The sequence below is a fragment of the Deferribacterota bacterium genome (genome assembly GCA_034189185.1).
Taxonomy (GTDB): domain Bacteria; phylum Chrysiogenota; class Deferribacteres; order Deferribacterales; family UBA228; genus UBA228.
In genome coordinates, this window is sequence record JAXHVM010000134.1 from 1 (window position 1) to 5,085 (window position 5,085).

Sequence of the window (5,085 nt, forward strand, 5' to 3'; positions counted from 1 at the left end):
ATAGACTGTTTTTAATTTACGTGCTAATGACAACAATGCTTGGCTACAGATAACAACACTACATTTTGCGTGATGCGCATAGGTTATTTCATTATAAGTGGAATCACCTGTTATTTTACTTAGTACTCTAATATTTAATTCCTTAAATAAAGGTAAAATATTCCAAAGTTCACCTGCTATATTATATTCTCCAATGATACAGATATCCCTATTTGTTATATATTCAGGCTTACCAGTTCCTATAACATATTTAAATAGTGCATCCCCAGCTATTTTATTGCCAAAATTTTTCTTACCTATAAAACCTGGTGAATCAACAGGTATTACGTTAATGTTGATTATTTCTCTGGCTTTCTTACATATACTTTCTAAATCCTCTCCAATCATTGATGAAACACAGGTAGAATATACAAATATTGCTGATGGTTTATAATCATTATATACAGATATTATTTTATTTACTAATTTATCTTCTGCCCCAAAGATTATATCTAGTTCACTTAAATCAGTTGTAAAACCATAGTTATATAAGGGTTTGTTGTGTGATGTTCTTGTTCCCCTTGTAAAATAATTATGACTGCAACATAAGTTTGGTCCATGTATAATATGAGCACAATCAGCTACTGGTAAAAGGACAATCTGAGCCCCATCAAAGGCACAACCTCCACTGGCTTTGCCTGGTATTGGTCTACTACAACCTTTTGTTTTCTCTTTGCTACTTTTATCCCTATTAACTGGACAATTTGGCTCATTAAAGAGTTCATTATTTACTTTATACATATTATCCACCAATTTCTTATTATTTTATTACATCATAACTCTGATTATTCCTTGTTTTATAATCCTCATCTTCAAGTATAGTATTAACTATCCATGTTAGTAGATTAATAATGCCTCTATAGCCAATAATAGTATATCTGTGTAGATTACATCTATCGTGTAATGGAAAACCAATTCGTATTAAAGGTATAGAGGTGTCTCTACTTAAAAATTTAGCATAAGCATTACCAATAATATAATCAGGTGGTCTATCAAAGAGGAGGGATCTAAAATGCCATTGATCATTTTTAAAATATACTTCTGCGTCTTCTTTAACACCAAATTCATCGAGTATTGCCTCAACCTCCCTTTTCCATTTTTTCGTGCCATTTGTAAGTAATATGTGATTTATCTTACCACCTAACTCTAATATAAACCTTGTTAAACCTATAGCTAAGTCTGGATCCGCATTAAGAGAGAAACTTTTACCATATACATTATAGTATGAATCTGCTATAGCATCTATTGCAATGCCTCTCTGAGCCTCAAGGTTTTTTGGTATATCCTTTCCTGAGAGTTCAGATAACGCCATCATTAGCGAATCGGCACCATCTATGCCTATTGGGTTTACAACCTTTACTGGGTGTTCCCATTGCCTTTCAATGAAAGATTTTGTTTTTGTTGTTGAGTATTTTTGTAGTATTAATGTAGCTTTTGCGTTTGGTGCATCTTCTATTATCTCAAGTGGAGTGCCACCACGATAAAGAGTGTAATTACCATCTGTCGGTGAATCTAGGACGTCAGATGGATCACTTAATATATTATATTTTATATCAAAGGATTCACAAATATTTTTTATTTCCCTAAAATCCTCTAAATAGGTATCAAATCCCATAATAATATTTATTGAATCATTTTTCTTAGACGGGTCTTTTTTGCCTATTTGGCTTAATATGTTAAGCAACATGTTATCGTAGCCAACTATATGAGAACCCACGAAGGAAGGCGTGTTTGCATATATAACAGGTAAATCAGGGGGTATTGATCCACTGTCTTTTGATTTTTTAATAAAACTATTTAAGTCATCCCCAATTACTTCAGCCATACAAGAAGTGCATACAGCTATTGCTTTTGGTTTGTATAATTGGTAGGCATTCATTAGACCCTCAATCATATTATTAAGACCGCCAAAAACAGCAGCTTCCTCAGTCATTGAATCTGAAACTGTTATAAAGGGTTCTCTAAAATGCCTTGAAAAATGCGATCTAAAATAAGCAGCACAACCTTGAGAACCATGGACATAGGGCATTGTATCTCTTAGGCCTATTGCTGCATAGAGTGCACCTAAGGGTTGGCACGCTTTTAGTGGATTAATAACAATACTTTTCCTAGAAAAATTTAACTCTTTATATTCCTTTGTCTTGGTCCATTCTAAGATTTCATTAACTTTTTCTGTTGGATGTGCATCTTCATAGTATTCAGCTTTTTTTTGTAGCATTTCTTTATAATCTTCTCTTTCAAATAAGCTTTTGTGATCCTCAATATTAATATTTTTCATAAAATAACCTCTCCTAACTTTTATTCCAAGGTGCTTTAATTTTCTTCCATACTGGGCCATTAACTGTCATATCCATATCCCTAGCAAAGACACCAAATCCGTCTATACCATGATAGGGGCCTGAATAGTCCCATGAGTGCATCTGCCTAAAAGGAACCCCCAATTTCTGTGATTGGTATTTCTCTTTAATACCAGAGCCGAACATGTTTGGTTTATGGTTTTTAAGTAGATTTTCCATCTCATATTCATTCATATCGTCTACAACGAGGGTTGCATCTTCTAAATATTTTTTTGTTCTTTCATAATCGTCGTTATGAGCAAATTCATAACCAGTAATTAATACCTCCATCCCTAGATCTCTAAATGCGGGTATAGTATGCCTCGGTCTTAATCCTCCAACATATAACATAACTGTTTTGTCTTTAAGCCTTGGCTTGTATTCTTCAATAATCTTATTAGTTATAGGCACATATTTTTCATTTATTAGATATTCTGTTCTCTCTTTTATCTTATCATCAAAGAATGAAGCAATGTGCCTCATACTATTAAAGATCTCAGTAGGTCCAAAAAAATTAAACTCTAACCATGGTATACCAAACTTTTCTTCAATATATCTAGCTATATAGTTCATTGATCTATAGCAGTGAATAAGCACAACTTTTGCTCTTCCTAAATTTTCTATCTCATTAATCGTTGAATCCCCTGTTGATTGCGAGATAAGATTTAACCCCATATCTTCAAGGATCTTCCTAGAGGCCCATGCATCACCACCTATGTTATAGTCTCCTATTAATGCAATATCGTATTTGGTAGATTTTATCTCAGATCCTTTATTGTCTTTCTCGTAAATATTATCTTTTATTGAATCATTGGCTATATGATGGCCTAGTGATTGACTAATTCCTCTAAAGCCTTCACATCTAACGGGTATTATGGGCTTATTATATTCTTTACTTTTTCTTCTGGCAACTGCTTCTATATCATCTCCTATTAAACCAACTGGACATTCTGATTGAATAGTTATGCCCTTATTTAAAGGGAAAAGCTTTTCAATCTCATCTACTATAATTTCAAGTTTTTTGTCACCGCCAAACACAATATCATTCTCTTGAAAATCTGATGTAAATTGCATTGTTACAAAAGAATCTATCCCAGCAGTGCCTTTAAAGTAATTTCTCCTTGCAGCCCATGAGTATTGGCCGCAACCAACTGGCCCGTGACTAATATGTATGGCATCTTTTACAGGACCCCAAACAACACCTTTTGATCCTGCATAGGCGCAACCCCTTATAGTCATAACACCTGGTCTTGAGCGTCTATTTGATTTTGGTAGGTCCTTACAGCGCTCATCTTTTACCATAACCTTAATATGTTTTTGTCTATCTTTTTTTGTTTTTTCTGGATATTTCTCAATTATTTTCTCTATTGTCTCATTAAAATTTTTATTCTCTATGGCCATATATAACCCCTGATGATATTTTATATTTTTTACATACTTCTAGCTTTTTCTAGCTTTTAGGCTTGCCCACCATATTTTCAACTTCCTCATCAATAATACCAAACTCCATAAGTAGCTCTTCTAATTCATCCATTTTTAAAGGTGTGGGGATAGTTAAATCCTTATTGTTGATGATTTTCTTTGCTAATTCTCTATATTCATCTGCTTGTTTACAGCTGCCATCGTATTCAACAACTGTCATTCTTCTTAATTCTGCTCTTTGGACAACGTTATCTCTAGGAACAAAATGTATCATCTTTGTATTTAGTCTTTTTGCAAGCTCTTCAATTAATTCATATTCTTTATCTGTTTTTCTTTCGTTACAAATAAGCCCTCCTAGTCTTACCCCACCTGAATGTGCATATTTTAGTATTCCCTTTGAAATATTATTGGCAGCATACATTGCCATCATTTCACCAGAGGTAACAATATAAATTTCTTGTGCTTTACCTTCTCTAATAGGCATAGCGAAACCACCGCAGACAACATCACCAAGAACGTCATAGGATACAAATTCAAGCTCGTCATCATAAGCCCCTTCTTCCTCCAAGAAATTGATAGCTGTTATAACACCTCTACCGGCACATCCAACGCCAGGTTCAGGACCACCTGATTCTACACATCTTATGCCTAAATAACCTTCTTTTAATACATCCTCTAATTCTAGATCTTCTACTGAACCCCTCTCTGATGCAAGCTCCATAATAGTAGTTTGTGCTTTTGCATGTAATATTAATCGTGTTGAGTCTGCCTTTGGATCACAACCAACTATCATTACTTTTTTGCCCATTTCAGCTAGGGCAGCTACAGTATTTTGAGAGGTTGTTGATTTTCCTATACCTCCCTTTCCATAAAATGCAATTTGTCTAATACCCATAAATTACCTCCTTTTTAAGATTGACAATATTATATTATGCAAAGTTAATGCCAAAATATATAAATGGGTATTTTATGGTTATCAGAGGTAAAACTATTTATTAAAGGATATAAATATTGTTAATTATCTTACAAAATTGTGATATTTATAACAAATGTATTATTTTGTTAACTTATATATGCTAGAAACATTGTAAGTCATATCTGCAATAACTTTATCGTTTGCCTTTCTATATCTCTTTTTATTTCCTTCTTGATCTTTTTTAGCCAACCTTTATACAAACCCTTTCTTCCATAGAGTGCACCTGCTAACATTCCAGCTAGTGCTCCATTAGTGTCACAATCACCGCCTTTATTGACGATTGGCAGTAGAATATCGTAAAATGTATTGTTA

5 protein-coding genes are annotated in these 5,085 nt (G+C 33.6%); all 5 read right to left on the reverse strand.

Annotation, left to right across the window (positions count from 1 at the left end; all coding sequences use genetic code 11):
* Positions 1 to 780, reverse strand: a 780-nt coding sequence (locus SVN78_08340) for a nitrogenase component 1 (protein MDY6821613.1), incomplete at its 3' end; no start/stop codon positions are given.
* 19 nt (positions 781 to 799) lie between these two features.
* Positions 800 to 2,317 (reverse strand): nitrogenase molybdenum-iron protein subunit beta, encoded by a 1,518-nt coding sequence (gene nifK, locus SVN78_08345; protein MDY6821614.1) that lies wholly within the window; start codon positions 2,315 to 2,317, stop codon positions 800 to 802.
* Between the two features lie 13 nt (positions 2,318 to 2,330).
* Positions 2,331 to 3,776, reverse strand: a complete 1,446-nt coding sequence (gene nifD / locus SVN78_08350) for a nitrogenase molybdenum-iron protein alpha chain (protein ID MDY6821615.1) — start codon at positions 3,774 to 3,776, stop codon at positions 2,331 to 2,333.
* A gap of 49 nt (positions 3,777 to 3,825) precedes the next feature.
* Positions 3,826 to 4,692: a nitrogenase iron protein gene (gene nifH, locus SVN78_08355; GenBank protein MDY6821616.1), complete on the reverse strand. Its 867-nt coding sequence runs from the start codon at positions 4,690 to 4,692 to the stop codon at positions 3,826 to 3,828.
* Positions 4,693 to 4,889: 197 nt separating this feature from the next.
* Positions 4,890 to 5,085: ADP-ribosylglycohydrolase family protein (locus SVN78_08360; protein MDY6821617.1), on the reverse strand; the 196-nt coding region annotated here is incomplete at its 5' end.